Source organism: Lamprocystis purpurea DSM 4197, from assembly GCF_000379525.1.
In the GTDB taxonomy this organism is placed as follows: domain Bacteria; phylum Pseudomonadota; class Gammaproteobacteria; order Chromatiales; family Chromatiaceae; genus Thiodictyon; species Thiodictyon purpureum.
In genome coordinates this window covers 102,301-124,602 of record NZ_KB902553.1, presented here as the reverse complement: position 1 = coordinate 124,602, position 22,302 = coordinate 102,301, and the positions used below count along the sequence as shown (strand labels likewise).

The following is a 22,302-nucleotide window of genomic DNA, read 5'->3' as shown; positions in this document are numbered from 1 at the left end:
CCGTGAAAAAGAATTGACATTCTTGTGAGACTAACAATTTCCCCACCCCTGCCGCATGAGGTTATCCAGATCGCGGCGCGCGAGCACTGCCGCACAGTCCCGCCATGCATTGTCGTTGGGCTTGATGCTGTCGTTGTAGCGCAGGTCGAAGCCGGAAGCCTGGCGGCGCGCTTCGATGTACTGGTCCATCTTCTCACCCAGGGTCTCGATGTCGTCGATCCAGTCGTCCTTGATGGTGTCCGGCAGACCGCCGAACAGGTCGTAGCGGTTGCGCATGCGCTCTGAAAGACGCTGATAGACCTTCTCGTCGACCGTGCCCTGGTGAACCAGGTTCAGCATATCCACCGTCGAGCGGGTCTGACCGAAGCGCTTGATACGGCCAATGCGCTGCTCGAGTTTGGTCGGATTCCAGGGCAGATCGACATTGATCAGGGTCCCCAGGGTCTGGAGGTTCAGGCCCTCGCAGGCGGCGTCGGTGGCGACCATGATGCGGATATCATGGTCGGCGACCATCCGTTTCAGGGCCTCGCGGGCGATGCCGACCGTCTGACCGTCCCGATACAGACGGCTGCGCTCGGCGCCGGCATAGAGCCCGATGACCTCGGCCGGCAGCTCCGCGGCCAGGGAGTCGGCCACCCACCGGGCGGTGTCGTGATACTGGCTGAAGATGATGCAGCCAAGTTCCAGCCAGCCCTCGTCGTTCAGGTAATACCTAATCGCCCGCAGCTTCGGATCATCGTCCATGCCGTTCAGGGCGGCGATCAGACCAACGAGCGCGGCACGCTCCGCGTCGGTTTGGATCGCAAGCTCTACCTCGGCGTCTTCTGTTTCTTCCTGAATCTCACGCCCCGCGAGCAAAGTGGTCGCGGTATTGATACCGGCCACGCGGCTTGAACAGACCCGCTGCTCCATCAGGTTCTTCATGAAGCCTCCGCCCTTGCCGCGCTTGGCGAGCACGCGGCCGAAGGCGCGTGCTTCCTCGTAGGCCCGGTCGAAATCCGGCGACGTGCGCAGCGCCATCCCCTGGAACAGGGCGTTGAACCGGTGCAGGTCCTCGACCAGTCCCCCGTCCGGATGGACGTTGACCGCAACCCTGTCGAGCAGTCCTTGGGCCTCCAGGGTCGCACGCTTGCGCAGGACCACATGACGGACGAAGGGGTTCTCGCGTTGAAAGAACGAGGCGCCGTCGATCACCCGCTCAAGCTCAGTCTCCAGATCGTCGCGCAGTTCTGCGGACAGCAACGGCAAGGCACCCGCCAGATGCTCGGTCCGGCGCAGACTGAGTTCTTCGCGCAGGTTGCGGAACAGCCGGCGTGCGTTGGGCTCGTTGGTGGACTCCATGGTCGGCAGCGGCGAGCGCAGCAATCGCCAGCCGTAGTTGAGGTCCAGAACCCGCTCCTCGCCGCACAGGATGGGCAGCACGCGCCCCGGGTTGTGCCAGGTGGCCAGCTCGTTGCCGAGCACGAAACCGTTGCTGCCCCGGTGCAGCACCCGCACCAGGTCCCACAGGTCTTCGGCCTGGGTCTGGATGGGTGTGGCGGTGCCGAGCAGAACATGATCGGCCCGATTGGCGACCGCGTGCATGAAGGCGAGCAACTCGTTCGGCTCACCGGCCTGCTGGCCGTAGCCCTGGCGCGAGCGCGCCTTGTGGGCCTCATCCAGGATGACGAGATCGAAGCTCAGTCCGGTCAGGACCTCCTTTTCCTTCGATGGCTGTACCATCAGCCCGGTGGAGACGATCCCGATCCGCAACGGACAGCGGGCGATGTGCTCCGGTCCACTCGGGGAGATCGCCCGTTCTTCGGGGTCGAGCCACAGCTTGCGATTGGAGTGCCAGCGGGCACAGGGAATCCCGAGTTTGTCGATCATCTCCGTCTGCCACTGTTCACACAGGGTGGCCGGGGCGAAGATCACGATGGGTTTGCGGCGGCGTGCGGTCCGCTCGGATAAGAGGCAGAGCGTCAGGGCCGCGGTACCGAGCGACAGGGTCTTGCCCAGACCAACCTCATCGGCCAGCAGTAGTCGCACCTGACCATGGTCGTGGTAATGGCGCAGACATTCGGTCACGAACCCCTGCTGCCAGGGTTGTAGTGCCATGCCCTCACGGTACAGAGGGGACTCGATCAGCGCTGCCGGGGCCAGGGTCTCCTCGGTCTCGATGGCCGGCAGCCCGACTTCGGTGCGCCGACCGCGGCGTCGGACCTCGCGGCACACCGCGTCCGGCAGTGGACGGGCCGCGTTCCACAGGAACTCGAATTCGGCCTCGATCCAGGCCACCCCCTCCGGCGAGTCGTCCTCCCAGAGGATCTCATAGTGATCTTGCCAGCCGTGGCGGGTCTCGTTCATGGAGCCGATGAAACCGACCCGGCGCCCGTCGGCCCGCTCAATGACCCCGGCCTTGCCGTGCACGAAGCCGCAGATGCTGTCCGGCGCCACCCGGATCACCTGGCCGCGCTTGGCGAGAAAGGCATCCAGGCGCTGGTAGCGCTCGCGGTTCAGCAGGGACTCGGCCTCGATCGAGCGCTCGTTCCAGCGCCCGAGCATCCGCGCCTCGCGCACCTGGGCGACCTTCAGGTCTTCCGGAGTCAGGTCCACGTTGCAGACGATCCGCACGTCCGCCACCGACTCCAGCCATTCGTGGGCGACCTCGAACAGCGAGCTGGTGAAGTAGCCGGCGATGCGCCGGTAGCTGCGCGCGCCTTGGAGGTGTTCGGCCAGGAAGCTCTGATCCAGCCGATCGGTGCGCGAAGAGAGGCGGCGGATGGTCATTGATCTCTCACGGAGGCACGGAAGAGAAGTGAAAGACGATTCTCTTACGGAGACACGGACGAGAAGAGAAAGAAGATTCTCTCACAAAGGCACAAAGACACGAAGAAGAAAAGAAAGAAAAACAAAGCAAAAAAAAGCCATGACAGTCTTCTCTTCTTTGTGCCTTTGTGTCTTTGTGTCTTTGTGTCTTTGTGAGAGGACTTCTTCTCTTTCTTCCGTGTTTCCGTGAGCGGCTCTGTTCACCCGAGTTGGCCGTTGATGGTTCTGGTGATGCCGTCTTTCATCAGGGCTTGGCCGAAATTCAGGAGATAGCCGAGCTTCATCCCGGTCAGGCGCAGGTAGGTGAGCAATTGTTTCTTGTGCGCATTCGTGACGCACTCGATGGATTTCAATTCCAGAATGACCTTGCGGGCGACGATCAAATCCGCCCGGAAGCCTTCCTCAAAGCAAATATCATCGTAGAAGATCGGGACCGACACCTGTCGCTCAACAAACAAGCCCCGCCTTTCCAACTCATAGGCCAACACCGCCTCATAGACACTTTCCAGCAGCCCAGGCCCAAGCCGCATATGAATCTTAACGGCACAATCCACAACGATCACACCGATTTCATTCTCATTCATTATCAGCTATCTCACGGAGATGTAGTAGAAAATAGAAGAAGATTCTCTCACAAAGACACAAAGACACGAAGAAGAAAAGAAAGAAAAGCAAAGTAAAGAAAAAAGCCATGAAAGTCTTCTCTTCTTTGTGCCTTTGTGTCTTTGTGAGAGGATTTCTTCTCCTTCTTCCGTGTCTCCGAGAGGAACTCTCAAGGCTCATTGTAGCCGCTGGTTGCGGATGCGGCCGGCGATGGCCTCAGCGGCGCGGCGGATCTCGGGGCCGCGGGCCTTGGCGGCGATGAAGTCGGCCATGTCCGTCAGCACCGGGCGCTTGTCGAGATAATCCACCAGGGCGTCGCGCAGGTTCGCCATGACGACCGCCGGGTCCTTCTCCGCCAGGAATTCCTGAATGGCGACGATCAGAGCACCCAGTGAGGTCGGGCCGAGCTCGGTGCGGTCGGTCAGGTCTCGGGATTGGAACTCGGTGATGGACTTGAGCCGCGCCGCGTTGGGCTTGATGCTGGCCATCACCGCGGCATAGTCGCCGACGCGGAACGCCTTGGCGAAGTTCTGGTAGTTGTCGAGCTTCGCCGCCCCGGTGGTCTCCATGTCCAGCATCCGCAGGTAGAAGCGCTGTATCCCGCCGACAGCCGCCCAGGTCTCACGGTCGAGGCCCTCCGGGACCAGGAGGCTGTTGGCGGTCTCGGCCGCCTGCTCGACGATCTCGTCCACCACGGTGGTTTCGCCCTTGCGTCGCGGGCGCAAGGCAAAGGTGGTCACGTCCTCGCCGCCGATGCTGGTGTAGCCGGTCAGCACCTTGAGCGCCGCCGCGTATCCGGCCATCTGCAGGTCGGAATCGTTGAACACCGGGGCACCCATCTTGGTCTGGGTCTCGGTGTTCAGGTGCATCATCTGCTTGATCTGGGCATCGACCTCCCGTTTAACCTCGGGAAGGATGCGTTGTTTGAAGCCGGGGCGGTCGCCGGCCGGGCGCTTGCGCAGCATCAGGATCACGGTGCCCTGCACGAAGCCGCCCTTCTTGAGTTCGGAAGTTGTTTCGGTCGCGATATACCAGGCGCCGACCACCTGCAAACCTGAGGCCCAGAAGATACTCACCATATCGGACCAGACGCCGGAGTCCTGGTGGGTGAACATCACGCACTGCATGCCGTTGTCGGGCATGTGATTGGTCATAGCGCGGTAGGCGTCCACCATGCCGCGGCGGAAGTCGTCGCCGGAGCCCTTGATGGCGAGATCGCGGCGGGAGTCCCAGGTCCATTGGTCGAATGGCGGCGGGGGACTCTTGCGCAGCCAGGCGATGAAAAACTCGGTGATTTCATGATACATCACCGCGTCGCCGTAGGGCGGGTCTGTAATGAAAATATCGCAATTTCTTTCTGTGTTACTTGCTGATCGAGTATCAACGATTCCTTGAGTTGCTATTTTTTCGTTAGGATAGACGGATAAAATGGAGCCTGCTAAATAGATAAAAGCACGGCCACCATAGTTATCAAGCGTATTAAGCGCCTGATTATAAAAAGTACTTTGGCATGTCGGGTCACGTCGCGACGCTGCATTTCTTGGGTCCCAGCGAACTAATCTGGATAAGCGATCACATCCGTCACAGAGCATGGAAACAAGAAAGGGATTCTGTCGTGCTTCTCGCGAAAGAAGAGAAGCCAACATAAGTGCCCGTGGATTAAATAAATGATGCCAGTAAACCCAACCCCTTGCCACCAAAAGCTCACGTCCCTGATACCGAGGTGGCCCACCAATTTCAATGGCCATATCTGGCACCAGCCCCTGCTCCTGCCAACGGGCGAAACTATTGGAAACGATCTTCTCAACCTGCCGCTCTCGCTCCAAATCTTCCTCGGTCACGGACGCAAAAAAAGATTCCTTATGAGACTGATCAAGTGACTCGCGACGAATCCACTGAATACAGTAAAGTCGTTCCTGAAAAATATCTGTGGGGTGCGGTTTGAAATCTTGCTTTTCCCAGCGACGGAGACTGTTTGTCAAATTACCTGTGGCATCGCGATAGTCTCCGCGCAGAGTCTTGATCGGCGTACGAAAAGTCTTTTCATCAAGTTCGTAGACTAGATTGCCATCGCGCGTTGTACCCCGCTCAGCGGCGTTCATATCGGCAACGGAGGCGCCGGTAACAACTTGAATATCAAAGCGCTTACTCGGATGGTTCGGGACGAGCTTTGCAATCACGTTGCGCGTCTTGGAGATGACCCAGCTTGGCGCCATCGGCACACGCCAGCCGGTTTCTGTGTCCAACCCTTCCAGGCAATAGAGATACGCCTTGGCGCGGTTGCCACTGCTGTCGTGCTCGATGCCAAGCGCCGTGATCTCCCGATCCACCGCCTCGGCCACCTCGCGCTGCGCCCGCTCAATCTCGGCACGCTTGTCCGGCGCGGCGCCGATGATGTTGAGCGCCCCCCAGGTCAACATGCATGCGATGGGGTTCAGATCCGACGCATAGACATCACAGCCCAGCCGCGCCGCCTCGAATGGGATTGAGCCGCCACCGCAGAAGGTATCCCCGACCCGCGGCCGGTGACCGTAGCGCAGGATACCCAATTGCTCGACCAATTCCTGATGTGAATGTGCATTGATGCCCAGATACCCAAGGTGGGCATTCACCGCCGGCCAGATCGGGGCATAGAGTGCGGCCTGATCCAACTCCTCCGGGCGCTTGCACAGCCCAGCGCGCTCCTCGTAGGTGGGCCAGGTCCCCAGGGCTTTGGCCAACAGGTCGCGTTTGTCAGCCTCATCGACATCCCGCCGCCAGCGGATGTTGAGCCCCGGGAAGAGGTCCAACTCAAGCGGGAACCGGGCGTCCGCGATCTCTTGTTTATCGAGCGTATTTCCCTTGAATGAAGCAGTGAAGTAGTTCCAGGGGTCATTCAGCGCGACCCGTTCAGCGATATCGGCCGGACTGATCTTCGGCTCCCGCCGCGCCAGTCCGCCCTCGTCGAAGGCCATCAGTTTTTCAAAAACTTCCAGGTCCTGTTCGGGATCATCGGTCTGCGGCAAAAGGCTTCCCAGCACGATGGCCCGCACCAGGATCAGCGGTTTGCGGCCCTTCCAATAAGAACCCAGCGCCGTCAGCGTCTGCCCTGCCCCCGCCTTACGCTCGCGCTGCGCCTCGAACGAGACCTTCTGCGCCGGAAACACCGCCTCGATCAGGGCCGGGGCGTCGCGCAAGGCAAAGGGCTGGACTCTGCATTGCCCACCGGCCGCGGCGCTCATTACATCAACCGTCATTCTGCAATTCCTGAGTAGCTCTCACTGGGGCGCGGAGAAGAAGATTCTCTCACAAAGACACAAAGACACGAAGAAGAAAAGAAGCGGAGCAGATCATGGAAAGCTAAAACGCTATTCAATAATGATCCTGGCAAAGCGACCACTTCAGCAGCCCCCGAGATAATTCCCTAGGCTTCTCTTCTTTGTGTCTTTGTGTCTTTGTGAGAGCATTCTTTATTCCCTGTCTCCGTGCTTCTCGAAGCCCTCCGGGTCTTGCTCGGGATCATCGGTCTGCGGCAGCAGGCTGCCCAGTACGATGGCCCGCACCGGAATCAGCGGGTTGCGGCCCTTCCAATAAGCACCCAGCACCGTCAACGTCTGCCCCGCCCCAGCCTTGCGCTCGCGCTGCGCCTCAAACGAGACCTTCTGCGCCGGAAACACCGCCTCGATCACGGCCGGGGCGTCTTTGAGGGCGAAGGGTCGAAGACTGGGGGCGACCAGGTCGGGAGTAGGCTCGCGGGGCGCTGATGCCTGAAGGGGTTCTTGCATTCCGCTGGTCTCGGGTATCCGTGGTGACAATGTCTTTAGGCAACTGCTAGTATCGGATCAAGCGGGAGGAAACACCATGCGGACAACCCAAGGACCCGCCGCCATGCCCGACGAGCGCGACTTGCCGGGACGGGCGTTGCGCGTCGGCGCCGCGGCCTGAGCCGCCTCGATGCCCCGCCGCGGCCTTGACCATCGTTCCGGCCGGCCGCGGACGGTCCGCACAGCGGACCCTACGGTAACACCGCAACCTGTAGGGTCCGCTGTGCGGACCGACGACCGTGCCGATCGCGCGGTGGCTGGGTTTATGACCAAGGCCCTCGCCGCAACCCAATGAACGACTGCGCAAGACGATGCAGAGGGCCTTGATCGTAATCCCGGCCAGCGGCGTGCGTAGTCAGGGCTTCCAGCCCTGACGGTGTCAGGCCAGGATGGCCTGACTACGCACCCGGCGAGCCCAAGTGGCCGGAATCTTGATCGAGGCCATGCAGAGTGTCCCGGAGTGCGCACCTTCAGTGTAACAGCCGTGCGGTTGGCGATGAAATACAGCGAATTCAAACGGTGGCTGGCAGCGCAGGGGGCAAGATTCCGTCCCGGTAACGGCAGCCACTTGCACGTGGAATTGAACGGCAGACATTCTGTGTTTCCGTTCCACGGATCAAAGGAGATTCCCAATTCCCTCGTGAAGGCAATCAAGAAAGACTTAGATTTGGATTGAAGGAGATCCCTGATGTTGTGCTACCCGGCAACCCTGGAACGAGACAACGAAAGCGGCGCGGTGCTTGCGGGCTTTGTCGACATTCCATTCGCCCATACGGTGGGTGACGATGAGGCCGAGGCGCTGCTGAATGCGGTCGATGCCCTGACCACGGCGTTTGCGGTCTTCGTCGAACGGCGTGAACGCATCCCCGAACCCTCGGCGCCGGCTGAGCATCAGCCAGTGGTGGTCCTGCCGGTGGTCGTCGCGGGCAAGGTCGCGCTCCACAACGCGCTCATCGCCGCGGGCATGGGTAAGGCGGACCTCGCTCGAAAGCTCAATATCACGCCGACGCTGGTAGATCATCTGCTGTCCTTTCGCCACCACAGTCGCATCGAACAGATCGAAACGGCGCTCGCGCTGTTGGACAGGCGCCTCGCGATCCAGGTTATAGAGGCAGCTTGATATCGCCGTCGGACGTGATAACCGGACGTAGGGGCGGGTTTCAAACCCGCCCCTACTGGATGTCAGGTACGAAGGCCATCATTCGGGGATTGTCGTCTCAGTCATCGAACAGGGGCAGCGTGCCCTGCCCCCCGAGCCCCGCCTTCCCGACCAGGGTCCGGGGCTTGAGCGGCTCGTTCTGAGCGGTGTCGCCCAAGGCATAGCGCAGCGCGACCCGCCAGCCCTGATCGGCATCACCGATTCCGCCAGCGGTCATCGCCGTCATCCCGAACAGCCACCAGCGCTCCTCGGGTCGCAGCGCCAGCCAGTTGCGCACGGCGCTGCCGATCTTCTCGGGGTCCAGGCGCTCGCAGGCCCAGGCCAGTACGCATAACTCTTTCCCGAGCAGTCGGTCCACGGGGTTGTCCCCAACCTTCCAGGTCCCGGTGGCCAGGTCGTGCTCCTTGAGTCTGGCGTTGAAGGCCCGCTGCACCTCTGCGCGGATGGCCGTCCAACGGTGCCGCGGGAGCAGCACGCGGTCGATGACCTGCTCCCGGACGGTCTCGGAGCCCATCCCCAGGTGCTCGCAGATCAGCACGGGCGCCGCATTGCCGCGCGGGATCTGGACCAGGAAGTGATGGGGGTCGGAGGTCGCGGGGACGCCGAAGCCCAGGGTGCGGTGGGCGTAGGCGGGGCGCTCGCGCGGGTCGGCTTTCTGAATCACTCGGCTATTCTCTGAGGCAAGTCCGAAGACGGTAGGGTGAATCAGCGCGGCGCATCCACCATCACACCAGCCGCGACCACCGCGGGTGGTGGATGCGGCGCGACCGGCCACCGTGCCGAACCCGCAGCATCGTACCGCGCGCCTTATCCACCCTACAGGGTTTCCTGCTCTGCGTGCCTCTGTGTCTGGGTCCCTCCCCGTACTAATCCTGACTGACATCGCCGGACTTGAGTTCGATACCCGCGATCTCGGCGAACTCCCTCAACGCGAACCCGTCGCCGAAGCTTACGCCGCCCTTGACGATGATCTGAACCGCGGCCTGCTCGTCCCCCATAGCGGCGCGGATGCCGCGGATGGCGGTCTCGATCGCGGCCGCCGTGAGGCGGCGCTCATTGAAGCGGATCTGAACCGCGTTTTCGCCCTCGCCCAGGATCATCTGGACCCCCCACAACAGGGTATCAGGACGATCCCTGAAGCGTTGAATGAACGCGAATGTACGGTCGGTGGTGTCGATCGACACTCGCTTAATACCGTCAAGCCGTGCCGGTTGGTGCTCATCAATGATGACCCGGTAGTCACCAGCGGACGGGATCAGAACCTTAGCGGACTTCTCCACCTCGCCGGCCTTGGCCGCAATGAGGATGGTGCAGCCCTTGGCCGGCACCTGGAAAGGGTCCGTGTAAACCGTCCCCTCTTTGGGATTGGTGCCGTCCAGGGTGTAGCGCATCTCGGCGGCGGGGGTGCAGCGGAGTTCGACCTTGCGCGAGTCGGCGATGTTGAGCACTTCGTGGCGGACGGTCAGGTCCGCAGTCCAGCGGGTCGGCTCGCCCACGTGGTACTTGCCGGCGCTGTCCACCGCGATGAAGTAGAGAGTCGCTTCGGGGGTGCGATAGTCTTCCAGGTCTTGGACCTGGTGGTCCTCAACCGACACCGCGGCGGTCTTGGCGACATAGACGCGGGGGCTGTCACCGGCGTTGCGGGGCGTGAGCGAGAGGGTGGTCTCCCCGGTCTCGCGATTGGTGCCCTGGGGGGTGATGTTGACCGAGGTCTTCTCGGCGGGGAAGGGCCCCTTCTCGATGTGCCCCTCCGGCGTCTGGCGCCAGCGCCCTTGCTTGAGGGCCTCATCGCGGAGTTGCTCCAGCCCACGTGCGCCTGGCATCCAGGGCCACGTCGGGTCGGTCTTGGCGCGCATGACCAGGTCGCGCCAGGGGACACGGCGGTCCTTGGCAGACCACAGGTAGGTCTCGGCCATGGCCCAGTAGGCGGGCAAGGCGTCCGGCATATCCAGAGCAAGCTTGTTGTCGCAGCGTCCGCTGGCCAGGAGTTTTTCGATCTGGGCCTCGGCGGCATGTTCGCCCGCGCCGAAGCTCAGGCCGTTGTCGATGGTGGCCATGACCAGTTCGCCGGTACCGCCGGGGAAGAACAACCGGTTGTAGGCGCCGGAGACGGCCTTGGTGAAGCGCTCGGACAACTCTTCGAGCTTGTCGCGGGCCTCCTCGAACAAGGTGTCGCCCGCTTTGAGCGGCTTGAAGATCGCCTCCACCGCATAGAGTTCCCGCAGCCGCGCCTCCACCTCGTTGGCGAGGTGGCTGTCGTGTCCGGACAGGATCAGCACGTTGTTCTTTTCCTGCTGGAACTCGAAGAAGTTGCGGATCTGTTCGGGCGGGGTCCGCCCATCCGGCTGCACCACCAGCAGGATGCGCGGGCCCGAGAGCTTCACATCATCCAGGCGCGGCATGATCTGGACTTCCTGGTAGGCCGCCCTGGACTTGCTCTGGGCCTGAAACAGCCCGGTGAGGCGGTTGATCAGTGCTTGCTCCAGTTTGGGTAACGGGATTTGCTTGGCGTCGCGCTCAATGCGTCGCCCCAGATTTTCGGTCTCCTTGAAGTAGAAGCCTTCCCCCTCCCGATGCAGATACCAGGCGCGGTCGCGCAGACGTTCCAGGCCGGCCAGGAATTCATCGGCCTTGCGGTAGGGGGCCGCCAGGTATTCGATGATCTCGGCCTGGGTCAGGCCGGTGTGAGCACCGACGGCGCGGGACAGGGACGCCGAAAGGATCAACTTGGCCACCTGGGTGGCGGCGTCGCTGCCCAGATCGCCGTCGATCTCCTCGGCACGGGCATTGCCTAGGTCTGCGATGTCGTTGACCACCGCGGGCAGGAGCGCCGGGTTCACCCGCTGGATCTCGTCGCGGACCTGCGGGTCGTTGAGATCCAGGTGCTGGGTGCCAATCAGGAAAACGTCGTTGGCCTCCCGGTTCCAGACGCTGCGCAACAGCCGGGCGGTGAACTGCATGAGACCGCGGGTCTGGCGAAAGCCCTCGTTCTCCTTGAACAGGGCCACCAGGTTTTTAAATGAGGGGTGAAAGGGGTAGGTCTCGCGGACCTCCAGGGCGACCTGCTCCATGGCCCGAGCGGCAATGTAGCCGCCATCCTCGGCGGCCTTGACCTGTTCGGCGAATGCCTCCCCGACCGATTCGACCAAGGCATCCCCGGGCAACTCGGTGAACAGGCGCTTCTTGAGGATCTGGTAGATCTCATTGCCGGCGAGTTGGACCGGGGTGATGGTCTGGGCCTGGCGCCGGGACTCCTGCTGGAGGTTGGACATAATCCGCGCCAAATCCTTGGTCTGGGCCTCGTAACTGCCCGACAGATTGGCGATGACGACGCAACAACGCGGCAACTTGATCGCCGCGGTCAGCAGGTTGCTGATGCTGTAGGTCACCAGATCGGCCAGGGACCCCTTGCCGACCGGGCGAGTGTCGGCGTTGAGCAAATAGGGCGGCAGCTCGTCGAGCAGGATCAGGGTCGGCGCGTCGCCGATGATCGTAAGCCACTTCTTCTCGTCGATTCCGCGGGGGCCGTCAATCCAGTAGGGGCGTATCAAATCGGCCTCGCCCAACTGCTCGGCGATCTCGCCCCAGATGTAGTGCTCGGGGTCGTTGCGGCCGTTGAAGGCGGCAATGCGGGCGGGGCCGAAGTCCAAGCGCTCGGCAAGCTCGGCGGGTAACACGACAGGGCGCAGGTGCGGATGTTTGGCCAGCAACCCCAGCGCCACCATGAGATGCGTCTTACCGCCGCCCATGGCCTGGGCCAACTCGAAAGCGGCCTGGTCGGACCGGCCGGCGAGCCGCAGCAAACCCTCGCGGAACAGGGTGTCCATGCCCTGGGTCACGTAGTTCCTGGCGAAGAACTCGGCCCCGTCCCCGGCCCCGCCGATCAGGTCCGAGAGGTTTTCGATCGCCTCCGTCATCCGGTAGTCGTAGACCATCGGATGGATTTTGCAGGCGTCACGAACGGTTCCAAGCACTTCGATCTCCTTCGATTTCGAGTCCGCAGGTTGCCCCAACCGGGTCACCCTACTCCATCACACCACGCGCTCAACCCTGCATCGCAGGGCCGTCAATGTTAGTCCTTTCGGGAGCGCCTTTCTCCTAGCGATAACGGCTCCAACAGGGCCGTAGGTTGGGGTGACGAAGGAACTCCAACGATCGGCGGCCTGGGATGTTGGGGTTCGTTCCTCACCCCAACCTACCGTGCTATCCCCTCACCACAGGGTCGCGACCGGAAACGCGGCGAACGCCGGGTCCCGGGTCACCAGGACCATGGATTCCAACTCACTCTGGGCCGCCAACATGCGATCGAAGGGATCGCGATGGGCCAGGACATAGCCTCCCGCGCGCAGTCCGTGGAGGTAGCTGACCGGCAGGTGGAGGAAGCCGTCAGCGGCGACCAGTTCCGCGAACCGTTCGGCCGCGTGGGGCACTTCATCGAGCTTGCCCAGCCGCTGCTTGGTCGCGATCTCCCAGGCCGTCGCCGCGCTGACATGGACCGCGTTGGCCTCATCGGCGATGGCGGCCGCCGCGCTGGCGGACAGTTGTGGGTCCGCGGTGAACCACCAGAGCAGCGCATGGGTATCGAGCAGCAGCCGCATCAACGGCCTTCCCAGGCGTCGAGTTCTTCCGGGGGCAGCGGGTCAAAGAAGGCGTCGGTCACGCGGCCCGCGAGGCGCCCCGGTTGACGCCGGGCGGGTGCGGGTGCCAAGGGCATCAGGCGTGCGTAGGGCTTGCCGGCCTTGGCCAGGATGATCTCCTGACCGGCATGGGCCTGCTCCAGGAGCTTGGAGAGATGGGTCTTGGCCTCGTGGACGTTGACGATCAGCGTCATTGGCGCCTCCTGATGGACTAAGTACTCGGACTAAGTCTAGCGGGAATGACGGTGCGATGGAATAAGGCCGATGCCTGGGGCCCTCTTGCTACCTCAGTCTTCGGGCAAGCAGTCCTCGGCTAGGACCTGCTCGGCGCCCCTGATGAACGGGCGCCAGGATAACCGGGCGCAGCCCGGGGGGCGAGCGGCGGCGGGCCTTAAGGTGAACTCCGGATGACTTTGAGCCCATACACAGATCGGAGGTCGAGTTTTCGGAAATCGCCTTTGCTGGGCATTCTTCCGCTGGTCTCAGTTATCCGTGGTGACACTGTCTTTAGGCAACTGCTAGTATCGGATCAAGCGGGAGGAAACACCAGAAAGACTTAGATTTGGATTGAAGGAGATCCCTGATGTTGTGCTACCCGGCAACCCTGGAACGCGACAACGAAAGCGGCGCAGTGCTTGCGGGCTTTGCCGACATTCCATTCGCCCATACGGTGGGTGACGATGAGGCCGAGGCGCTGCTGAATTCGGTCGATGCCTTGACCACGGCGTTTGAGGTCTTCGTCGAACGACGTGAACGCATCCCCGAACCCTCGGTGCCGGCAGACCATCAGCCTGTAGTCGTCCTGCCGGTGATTATAGCGGCCAAGGTCGCGCTCCACAACGCGCTCATCGCCGCCGGCATGCCTAAGGCGGACCTGGCACGGAAGCTCAACATCACTCCGACGCGGGTGGATCATTTGCTGTCCTTTCGCCACCACAGCCGCATCGAACAGATCGAAACGGCGCTGGCGCTGTTAGACAGGCGCCTCGCGGTCCAGGTTGTAGAGGCCGCTTGATAACGCGGGCACTGCCTTCTCAGGACAGCGCGATGGCGCGACGTTGCGATTATCCCGGAAAACATCCTTGGCGTGAGAGATCGTCGGATTCAGGATTGCGCCCTTCCTCTCTTCTACTTTGTGCCTCCGTGTCTCCGTGAGAGGATTCGTCTTCATTGGTCTCGGCCAGCCGGGCCGGTTTGCGCTCGTCGATGACGACCCGGTCGTGGCCGACCGACGGGATCAGGATCTCGGCAGGCTTTTCCACCTCGCCGGCCTTGGCTGCAATCAGGATGGTGCAACCCTTCGCCGGAACTGGGAATGGGTCCGTGTAAAGGGTCCCTTCTTTGGCGTTAGTGCCCTCCAGGGTGTAGCGCAGTTCGGCATCAGGGGTGCAGCGCAGCGCGACCTTATCGCGCCAGGGGACACGGCGGTCGGCCTTGGTCATAAACCCGGCCACCGCGCGATCTGCACGGTCGTCGGTCCGCACAGCGGACCCTACAGATCACGGTGTTACCGTAGGGTCCGCTGTGCGGACCGTTCGTGGCCGGCCGGAACGATGATCAAGGCCCGGCGGTCCTTGGCGGACCACAGGAAAGAAGATGCTCTCACAAAGACACGAAGAAGAGCGAGATAAGAAGCTATGAAAGGCTTCTCTACCTTTGTGTCTTTGTGTCTTTGTGAGAGGATTTCTTTTCTTTCTTCCGATTTTCCGTGAGAGGCTCTGTTCACCCGAGTTGGCCGTTGATGGTTCTGGTGATGCCGTCTTTCATCAAGGCTTCACCGAAGTTCAGGAGATAGCCGAGCTTCATCCCGGTCAGGCGCAGGTAGGTGAGTAATTGCTTCTTGTGCGCATTCGTGACGCGCTCAATGGATTTCAATTCCAGAATGACCTTGCGGGCGACGATCAAATCCGCCCGGAAGCCTTCCTCAAAGCAAATATCATCGTAGAAGATAGGGACCGACACCTGTCGCTCAACAAACAAGCCCCGCCTTTCCAACTCATAGGCCAACACCGTCTCATAGACACTCTCCAGCAGTCCAGGTCCAAGCCGCATATGGATCTTAACGGCACAATCCACAACGATCACGCCGATTTCATTCTCATTCATTTCAGTTATCTCACAGAGACGCGGAAATGTGCTGGAAAAAAGAAAGAGATGCTCTCACAAAGGCACAAAGACACAAAGAAGAAAAGAAATAAAAGTAAAGAAAAAAGCCATGACCGTCTTCTCTTCTTTGTGCCTTTGTGTCTTTGTGAGAGGACTTCTTCTCTTTCTTCCGTGTCTCCGCGAGGAGATCTCAGGGCTCATTGTAGCCGCTGGTGGCGGATGCGGCTGGCGATGGCCTCAGGGCCGTAGGGGTGACGAAGGAACCCCCAACGATCTGCGTCCGGGGATGTTGGGGTTCGTTCCTCACCCCAACGGTCATGATCGTCGCGCTCACCCCCTCCCATGAAAGTCGGGCTATGCTTAGGAGACCGAGCCAAGGCCGCGAAGTTATAGGCATCTACGGGGTGGTGCTTGACTGAGCGCCGGAGGCCCGGCCAACGCCGTACCCTTATCGTGTCTCTGCGAGACAGCGAGGGTTGTTCTCGTCTCCGGCCCCGCCCGACTTTCATGGCAACCTACCGTGCTTCAGCTCGAATAATCGCCGCCGGGCAGGACGGCGGATCCGGCCTCACCGGCGACCACCGGTGCCGGGAACCGCTTGCCGACCCTGAGGCGCGAGGACTCGCTCGACCACCCTCCCGGCACCCGCCAGGGCGTCCCGTCGCAACCCCTGGTCAGGGTAAACCCACCCCGCAACAGCCAACGCCAGCGCCGACCAGCGCCGACGACGCCCGATGTCAGCCGCCAGCGGCGGGGTTCTGCTTCAGGGCTGGGCAGCCAGCAGTGCGCTCGCCTCGGCCGACGACAACGCCTTATCATCACGCAGTTCGCCCTTGTCCAGCCGGGCGAGGTGCGCGGGGTGCCGGGGAAGCGGAAGAGGTCGGTCATTTTATCGAGGAATTCTTCAGTGGCTACGCAATATGCGACGATTCTGAGTTGCGAAGACGGCGATCTGTGGATCGATCTGCAGTATGCACCGCCACGAACTGAGGCGAGTGGTTCGCGACTGGAACACGGCAAGGACTTTCTTGGGGTGCCCTTTGAGCGGTGGGCGCAACACATCGGAGAAACAGTCGATTTATCCACCTGGGAGGGAACGGGCGAGGGCATGGTCGGTGGGCCGGATCGATGTCAAATCGCAGATTATCTTGGGGGGCCACTGGAGTTTGTCAGTCCTTCGATGGATAAAGCGGAAATCAAAGATCGAATACGCCGGACGCTGTCTTGGCTGGATGACGAGAATTATGAGTATTTGCCTTCTGCGCGGAAGAGCATGGCATGGCAAATTCGCCATGCGCGAAGGTGCCTGAGGATGGCCCGCGAACTCCGACAGAGCGACGATTAGGGCCGTAGGTTGGGGTGACGAAGGAACCCCAACGATCTGCGTCCGGGGATGTTGGGGTTCGTTCCTCACCCCAACCTACCGTACTTGGTCGCTAACCGGCGCCCTCCGCATCGAGCACCGTCTCACTCCAATCGAATGACAAGTCGGCCAGCGGTTCCTGGATCAGAGCGCCTTGCACGTAGTTCGCGCCGCTCGCCCAGATCGACGCGACCCGCGTCGGGTCGTCGACACCGCCGACGATCACCTCAGCCCCGGTCTGATGCAGGCGCGTGATCAGCCGGAGCAACGCATCAGGTGCGGATTGGTGGAGCGTGGCGGCCGCGATCTTGACCAGGGGCGGTTGGAGTTCGATGACCAGATCCCTGGCCGCCGCCGTCAGATCCACATCCAGCAGACACACCTTGATCCCGAGCTTGTGCAGCATCCGCAACAGGATGGCGCTGTCATCGGGACGCCGCAGCAGGTCGGCAAGCCAGACTTCGATGATCGGACGCTGCTGCGTCAGTCCGGCCGAGACCAACTGGTTGCGGAACCAGAGCACCCAACCGTCGCTCGCCAAGGTGTCCAGGTGTTGCGGGATCAGGAGCCGCAGGTCCGGATGGGTGGGCGCCTGACCGGCGAGTGCCGCGAGCGCCCGCAGCATCAGCCACCGATCGATATCGCACAACCGCCCGCCGCGCGCGGCAACGGCCAGATAGTCCGCATCCGGGATCAACTCGGCATCGCGTTCGAGCAGCCGCAGGCGCACCTCCATCAACTGCGGGCTCGGTGATTGGACGGCGACCAGCGGCTGATAGAACAGCCGAAAGCCGCCATCCATTTCGATACCGCCCCCGTCGACACCGGTCAGCGCGCGGTCGATCAGCGCGCCGATGCGCTGCTCATGCAGCGTATCCCCCGGTCCGGGCACGAAGGGCCGATACAGGACCACGCGGTCGCCGCCCGCACCCTGGGCCTGTGCGCAGGCCTTCTCAGCACGCGAGATCACCGTGATGGCATCTCCGGCGGCCGGGTGAAAGAGCCCGACTCCGATGCTGACGCTGACCGTCAGTGACTGACCGCCGATCTTCAGGGGTGCCGCGGCGACCGCGGCGCGCAGCCCTTCCGCGGCAGCCAGGAGGGCGTCGGCTCCGGCGCGACGCAGCAGCACGGCATGGCGATGGTGATCCAAGCGGACCGCCAGCTCGCCGGACGCCAGCCGCGCGGGGATCATGGCCCCGGCGCGCGCGCGGACCAGTTCGGCCCCGCCGGTACCGATCCGCTCATCGATGCTGCTCGCCCCGTCGAGCGCAACCAGCAGCAGGCCGTTGCCGGCCTCGCCGATGCCCGGCTCGGCGACGGCGCGCTCCAGACAACTCACGAAGTAATGGCGCGACGCCAGCCCGGTGACCGGGTCCAGGTGCTCGGCCAACCGCAGCCGGCCGCGGACCGCGCGCATCGTCTCCAGCCGTTGGGTGACGGCCTTGACCAGGAGATCAGGACGAATCGGCTTGGCGATGAAGGCGTCGCCGCCCATGCTGAGCGCGTCGCTCTGCCGCACCGGATCCCGCTCGCTGGACAGAAAGAGGATGGGGACGGACGCAAAGACCTCATGCTCGCGGATGATCGCGGTCAGCTCGGCCCCGTTGGCGCCCGGCATATTGAGGTCCATCAGGATCAGCTCGGGCTGGAAGTCCTCGATCACCGCCAGCACCTGCAAGGCATCGCCCTGGGTGCGTACCGTATACCCGGCGGCACTGAGGATGCGCTCGACCAGGAGCGCTTGCATGGGGTCGTCCTCCACCACCAACACCCGGCCCACGGCCGCCGTGCGCGGAGCGCACAGCGCGCACAGCCGCTCCACCAGTGCGCGGCTCCCCACCGGCGCGGTGAAGAACGCGGCGGCCCCGGCGCGCAACGCCTGAAGCCGCAGGCCGATGTCCTTCGTGTGGGCGATGACCACCAGATTCCGAATCGGCGCCCCGTCCTGCGCGAGCGCCGCCATGAACGACTGAACCGTCTGGTCGGACGCGAGCAAGGCGCTGTCCAGGATCAGTGCCGTCCACTCGTGAGCGGGGCCCTGCGTGCGCAGATCGTCGAGGTCGGAACAGGCCTTCAGCCGCAGGCCCTGCTCATCGAGCAAGGGACGCAGACGATGCGGCAGCCCGGCATCCGTACCGACGTAGAGGATCGTTTGACTGGTCTCTTGACTGTCACCCGGCTGATCTTGCATGGCGTCCTCCTGGCCGTCCGATCGATTCACTGCCGAACCTTGGACGACGCGTTCCGATTGTTCCCGTCATGGGCTTCCCCGCGTGCCCCGACGCCTTGTCTGCGCGGCATGTGTCGAGCGTCTCATCTGCGACCTGCGACCCTTGCCCCTGGCGCGCATCGGGGTTACCTTGCCCGGCAAAGGCCGTGCCCGACCGCGCGCCGGTCAGGCGCCGACAGCAAGGCCGGCGTTCGACCGCTCGGCACAGGCCGGCCTGGTCGCAACGATCCGATCAGCCCCCCACAATATATAGACCCTTTTCGGTATGAGTTTTTTGACTCCAGTTCCGCTTTCGGGCGTGCGTGCCGCGGAGCACCGAAAACGGCCTTGATCGTCATCCCGGCCGGCGGCGTGCGTAGTCAGGGCTTCCAGCCCTGACGGTGTCAGGCCAGGATGGCCTGACTACGCACCCGGCGAGCCCAAGTGGCCGGAATCTTGATCGAGGCCGCGCTGCTCATGCCTCACTTGAATGGCTTTTCCGACTACGACAACGACGATTGTGTTTAGCTTGTTCTTGACTCGCTACTTTCATTATCGCCCCGAGTGAACCGACATGACGCCTGCCAACCTCCCGGAGTCTGCGCTCGACGACCTGGCCGACCTGGACCTGGCGCATTGGACCGCGCGCTATGCCGAGTCCGCGGCCGCCGCCCGGACGGCCCTGCGCCCCTTCGTGCTGGTGCGGGTCGGCGGCGAGCGCTTCGCCGTCGCCCTGGATGACCTCGACGAGGTCGCCTGTGTGACGACCGGCATCGCCCTGCCCCATGTGAACCCCCTGATCCTGGGGCTCGCCAATATCCGCGGCGAATTGCTGCCCCTGCTCGATACCGCGGCCATCCTCGACGTCGCCGCCGGTTACCGGCTGGGCACCGCCAACCGGACACTGGTCGTACGCGACCGGCGGGGCCGCCGCGCCGGTCTGCCGGTGGATGGGGTGGAATCGGTGGAGGAACTGGACCCGGATCTCTTCCAGACCATGACGCGCGGCGAATCCACGGATCTGGTCCGGCGCAACGGCTTGGCCGAGCATCGCGGACGCGCCCTCGCCCGGCTCGATCTCACCCCCTTGCGCGCGGGCAGCTTCAGCCATTTTTAGCCTTATTTTAGCCCTTTGTCCGCCGGGGACTCTGTGGCAAAGTAAGGACTCGTTTACAAATGGCCCGGGCGCCTGGTCTGCACACCTGGAACGGCAACCAGGGGCAAGACGCGGCCGGACCCGGCGAACCAATCAATACCGATTGCCAAGGCACGCACCATGAGCGCCGACCATCAGAGCGACCCCCATGCGGATCTGCACCGTGATCAGGGACATGACGAACCGCGCCACGAGGGACGACCGGGTGAGTTCGTCGTCCCGGAACCCGACGGGGTGCACAGCGGGGTGCCGTTCGGGGACCTGGCCGGGACCGTGCCGGCCCATTATGCGGGCGGCGCGGGGCACGGCCGCCGTGAGCTGGACGAGGGCCGGGGGCGCAGCCACACCGGCGGCGGGGGCAGCGCGGGGACCGGCGGAGGCGGCGGGCGGGCCGTGCTGCGGGGCATGAGCCTGAAACGCAAGCTCAATCTCTCGCTCGGGCTCCTGACCCTGGTGATCCTCCTGCTGGGGTTGGTCGCGGTCCGCACCATCGACGGGATCAGCTCCGACGGCATTCCGGAACTGGGGCATCATGCCGATCTGGCGCGGGTCAGCGAGGCGATCAAAGGCGCCGTCTTTCGCATGAACCTGGCCCAGGCGGATTATCTGCTGCTCGACGACGAGGGGGCGCGCGATGAAGTCATGCGCCTGGCCACCCGGGTGCGCGAGGAGATTGCCGGGCTCAAGCCCCTGGCCGCGCTGATCGAATCCACCACCGGTACCGACGTGGCCGCCCAGCAGGCCGCGCTCGGCACGGCGCTGGAGCGGTTCGAAACGCGCTTCACGGCCCAGGTCAAGTCCGTTGCCGCCCTGCGTCAAGACCAGACCGAACGCGCCGCGGCCCTGGCGGCGGGCGAGCAGGCACTGGCCGAACGCCTGGATACCGTGATCGACCAGGCCCGGGCCCTGGCCGCGGCGGTCTGGGGATCGGGCACCGGCCCGAACGCGCCGGCCGAGAGCGGTGGACGGTTGGAGTTGGCGCGCGCCCTGGACCGTTTCACGGCCGACCTGCTGCAAGAGCGGGTGGCACTCCAGATCTTCTTCGACTCCCATGATCCGCTGCTCCAGGACAGCGCCCGCACGGCGGCGGCGGAATTCGCCGCCCGGCTCGATCAGTTACGCCCGGCGGCCCAAACCCTGGGCCTGGACGATCCACTGGCGCAGTTGCGTAAAGCCTTGGCGGCCTATACCGCCCAATGGCGGGAGACCGGCGCCCGACTCACCGGCAACGCCGGCGCAGTGCAGGATGTGGCCGCGCGGATCAAGGCGGAACGCGAGACCCTGACCGGGGCGACCGAGAGCATCGTCGCTCTGGCGGAGGAACTGACGGCCTCGGCCTGGCACGATATCGCCGTGGAGAGCGCGGGCCTGCGGGCCACCGGGCAAGCCGCACTCTGGCTGGTCGGCGGGGCAGCCGGGGTGGGGCTGGCGGTGGGCCTGCTGGTTCTGCTCACGGTGCCGCGGCCCATCGTGGCCGCCATCGAGGCGCTGATGGCCGGTTCGCACCAGATCGCCCGCGGTAACCTGAGCGATGCGGTCGACGTGACCAGCCGCGACGAACTGGGCGCCCTGGCGGACTCCTTCAATCAGATGCGCGAGAACCTGCTCGCCCTGGTGCAGCGCATCCAGCGGGCCAGCGTGCAGCTCTCGTCGTCGATCAACGAGATTCAGGCTGCGGCCACCGAACAGGCGGCCTCCTCCGCCCAACAGGCCAGCGCGGTCAACGAGCTGTCCGCCTCGCTGAATGAAATGTCCCAGAGTGCCGCCACCCTGGTCGCCTCCTCCGAGACCGTCGGCCGCAACGTCAACGAGATCGCCGGGATCGTCACCGACAGTAACCACAAGTCCACCCAGATGATGGCCTCGATGGACGCCATCGGCACCTCCACCCGGCAGACCGCCGAGCGGATCAAAGCCCTGAACGACAAGATGGACGACATCAACGAGGCGGTCTCCACCATTTCCATGGTCGCCGACCAGACCACGCTCCTGTCGCTGAATGCCTCCATCGAGGCCAACAAGGCCGGCGAGATGGGCAAGGGCTTTTCAGTCGTCGCCCAGGAAATCCGCCGACTCTCCGACCGTTCCATCGATTCCGCCGGCAACATCAGCGGCATGGTGCGTGACATCCAGCGTGCGACCGAGTCCTCGGCGCTCGCCATGGACAAGTCCTCGGAGGAGATCCACCACGGGGTCGCGCTGGTCGGCGACTCCAGCCAGGCGCTGGCCGCCATCCATAGCGCCATGGAGCGCATCCAGGAGCAGATGACCATGATCCTGGAATCGGTCCGCGCCCAGGCGGAGTCCGCGCGGATGGTCCAGACGACCTCCACCGAGATGCTCTCCTCCGCCAACATGGTCTCCAAGGCGGCCGGCCAGACGCGCTCGGTGACCTACGAGCTGAACGCCATGGCGACCCAGCTCGCGAGCGCCGTCTCGGTCTTCCGCGTCTGAG

The 22,302-nt window shown here is 63.3% G+C and carries 17 protein-coding genes; 6 read left to right on the top strand and 11 right to left on the bottom strand.

The window, feature by feature from the left end; all coding sequences use genetic code 11:
• Positions 1–30: 30 nt before the first annotated feature.
• The 4 genes from A39O_RS0128840 to A39O_RS0128825 form a co-directional block, all read right to left on the bottom strand.
• The gene (locus A39O_RS0128840; protein ID WP_020508127.1) at positions 31–2,769 is read right to left on the bottom strand and encodes a phospholipase D-like domain-containing anti-phage protein; all 2,739 of its coding nucleotides are present in this window, start codon (positions 2,767–2,769) and stop codon (positions 31–33) included.
• Between the two features lie 239 nt (positions 2,770–3,008).
• Positions 3,009–3,392: a GxxExxY protein gene (locus tag A39O_RS0128835; RefSeq protein WP_020508126.1), complete on the bottom strand. Its 384-nt coding sequence runs from the start codon at positions 3,390–3,392 to the stop codon at positions 3,009–3,011.
• A gap of 195 nt (positions 3,393–3,587) precedes the next feature.
• Positions 3,588–6,647: an anti-phage-associated DUF1156 domain-containing protein gene (locus tag A39O_RS0128830; protein ID WP_245562009.1), complete on the bottom strand. Its 3,060-nt coding sequence runs from the start codon at positions 6,645–6,647 to the stop codon at positions 3,588–3,590.
• Positions 6,648–6,860: 213 nt separating this feature from the next.
• A complete protein-coding gene (locus tag A39O_RS0128825; RefSeq protein WP_020508124.1) occupies positions 6,861–7,175 on the bottom strand; it encodes a DUF1156 domain-containing protein in 315 nt (104 codons plus the stop codon).
• Between the two features lie 499 nt (positions 7,176–7,674).
• Here A39O_RS0128825 and A39O_RS39575 point away from each other — a divergent pair, with 499 nt between their 5' ends.
• Positions 7,675–7,890: a type II toxin-antitoxin system HicA family toxin gene (locus A39O_RS39575; RefSeq protein ID WP_245562008.1), complete on the top strand. Its 216-nt coding sequence runs from the start codon at positions 7,675–7,677 to the stop codon at positions 7,888–7,890.
• A gap of 12 nt (positions 7,891–7,902) precedes the next feature.
• Positions 7,903–8,334: a type II toxin-antitoxin system HicB family antitoxin gene (locus tag A39O_RS0128820; RefSeq protein WP_020508123.1), complete on the top strand. Its 432-nt coding sequence runs from the start codon at positions 7,903–7,905 to the stop codon at positions 8,332–8,334.
• Between the two features lie 97 nt (positions 8,335–8,431).
• On the opposite strand, the gene A39O_RS35670 is transcribed toward A39O_RS0128820, so the two are convergent.
• The 4 genes from A39O_RS35670 to A39O_RS0128800 form a co-directional block, all read right to left on the bottom strand.
• Positions 8,432–9,037 carry an anti-phage-associated DUF3780 domain-containing protein gene (locus A39O_RS35670; RefSeq protein ID WP_020508122.1) on the bottom strand — a complete coding sequence of 202 codons (606 nt, stop codon included), beginning with the start codon at positions 9,035–9,037 and terminating at the stop codon, positions 8,432–8,434.
• Positions 9,038–9,239: 202 nt separating this feature from the next.
• Complete coding sequence (locus A39O_RS0128810) at positions 9,240–12,347, bottom strand: anti-phage-associated DUF499 domain-containing protein (protein WP_026199823.1); 3,108 nt, start codon at positions 12,345–12,347, stop codon at positions 9,240–9,242.
• Between the two features lie 237 nt (positions 12,348–12,584).
• Complete coding sequence (locus A39O_RS0128805) at positions 12,585–12,971, bottom strand: type II toxin-antitoxin system VapC family toxin (protein WP_020508120.1); 387 nt, start codon at positions 12,969–12,971, stop codon at positions 12,585–12,587.
• The gene (locus A39O_RS0128800) at positions 12,971–13,204 is read right to left on the bottom strand and encodes a type II toxin-antitoxin system Phd/YefM family antitoxin (RefSeq protein ID WP_020508119.1); all 234 of its coding nucleotides are present in this window, start codon (positions 13,202–13,204) and stop codon (positions 12,971–12,973) included. The genes A39O_RS0128805 and A39O_RS0128800 overlap by 1 nt, the downstream gene beginning before the upstream one ends.
• A 389-nt stretch (positions 13,205–13,593) precedes the next feature.
• Between A39O_RS0128800 and A39O_RS0128795 the strand changes: the two genes are divergently transcribed.
• Positions 13,594–14,025, top strand: coding sequence for a type II toxin-antitoxin system HicB family antitoxin (locus A39O_RS0128795; protein ID WP_020508118.1), 432 nt, complete (start codon positions 13,594–13,596; stop codon positions 14,023–14,025).
• Positions 14,026–14,074: 49 nt separating this feature from the next.
• Here A39O_RS0128795 and A39O_RS0128790 read toward each other — a convergent pair whose 3' ends face one another.
• Together A39O_RS0128790 and A39O_RS0128785 are read right to left on the bottom strand one after the other, a co-directional pair.
• Entirely contained in the window at positions 14,075–14,452 is a 378-nt protein-coding gene (locus tag A39O_RS0128790; protein WP_157640488.1) for an FN3 associated domain-containing protein, read from the bottom strand.
• Between the two features lie 280 nt (positions 14,453–14,732).
• The gene (locus tag A39O_RS0128785) at positions 14,733–15,116 is read right to left on the bottom strand and encodes a GxxExxY protein (RefSeq protein WP_020508116.1); all 384 of its coding nucleotides are present in this window, start codon (positions 15,114–15,116) and stop codon (positions 14,733–14,735) included.
• Positions 15,117–16,023: 907 nt separating this feature from the next.
• Here A39O_RS0128785 and A39O_RS41375 point away from each other — a divergent pair.
• The gene (locus tag A39O_RS41375; RefSeq protein ID WP_157640487.1) at positions 16,024–16,461 is read left to right on the top strand and encodes a hypothetical protein; all 438 of its coding nucleotides are present in this window, start codon (positions 16,024–16,026) and stop codon (positions 16,459–16,461) included.
• 91 nt (positions 16,462–16,552) lie between these two features.
• On the opposite strand, the gene A39O_RS0128780 is transcribed toward A39O_RS41375, so the two are convergent.
• Positions 16,553–18,673, bottom strand: coding sequence for an EAL domain-containing response regulator (locus A39O_RS0128780; protein ID WP_020508115.1), 2,121 nt, complete (start codon positions 18,671–18,673; stop codon positions 16,553–16,555).
• A gap of 592 nt (positions 18,674–19,265) precedes the next feature.
• Here A39O_RS0128780 and A39O_RS0128775 point away from each other — a divergent pair.
• Positions 19,266–19,808 carry a chemotaxis protein CheW gene (locus A39O_RS0128775; protein ID WP_020508114.1) on the top strand — a complete coding sequence of 181 codons (543 nt, stop codon included), beginning with the start codon at positions 19,266–19,268 and terminating at the stop codon, positions 19,806–19,808.
• A 159-nt stretch (positions 19,809–19,967) separates the two neighbouring features.
• Entirely contained in the window at positions 19,968–22,301 is a 2,334-nt protein-coding gene (locus A39O_RS0128770) for a methyl-accepting chemotaxis protein (RefSeq protein WP_020508113.1), read from the top strand.
• Position 22,302: the final 1 nt, after the last annotated feature.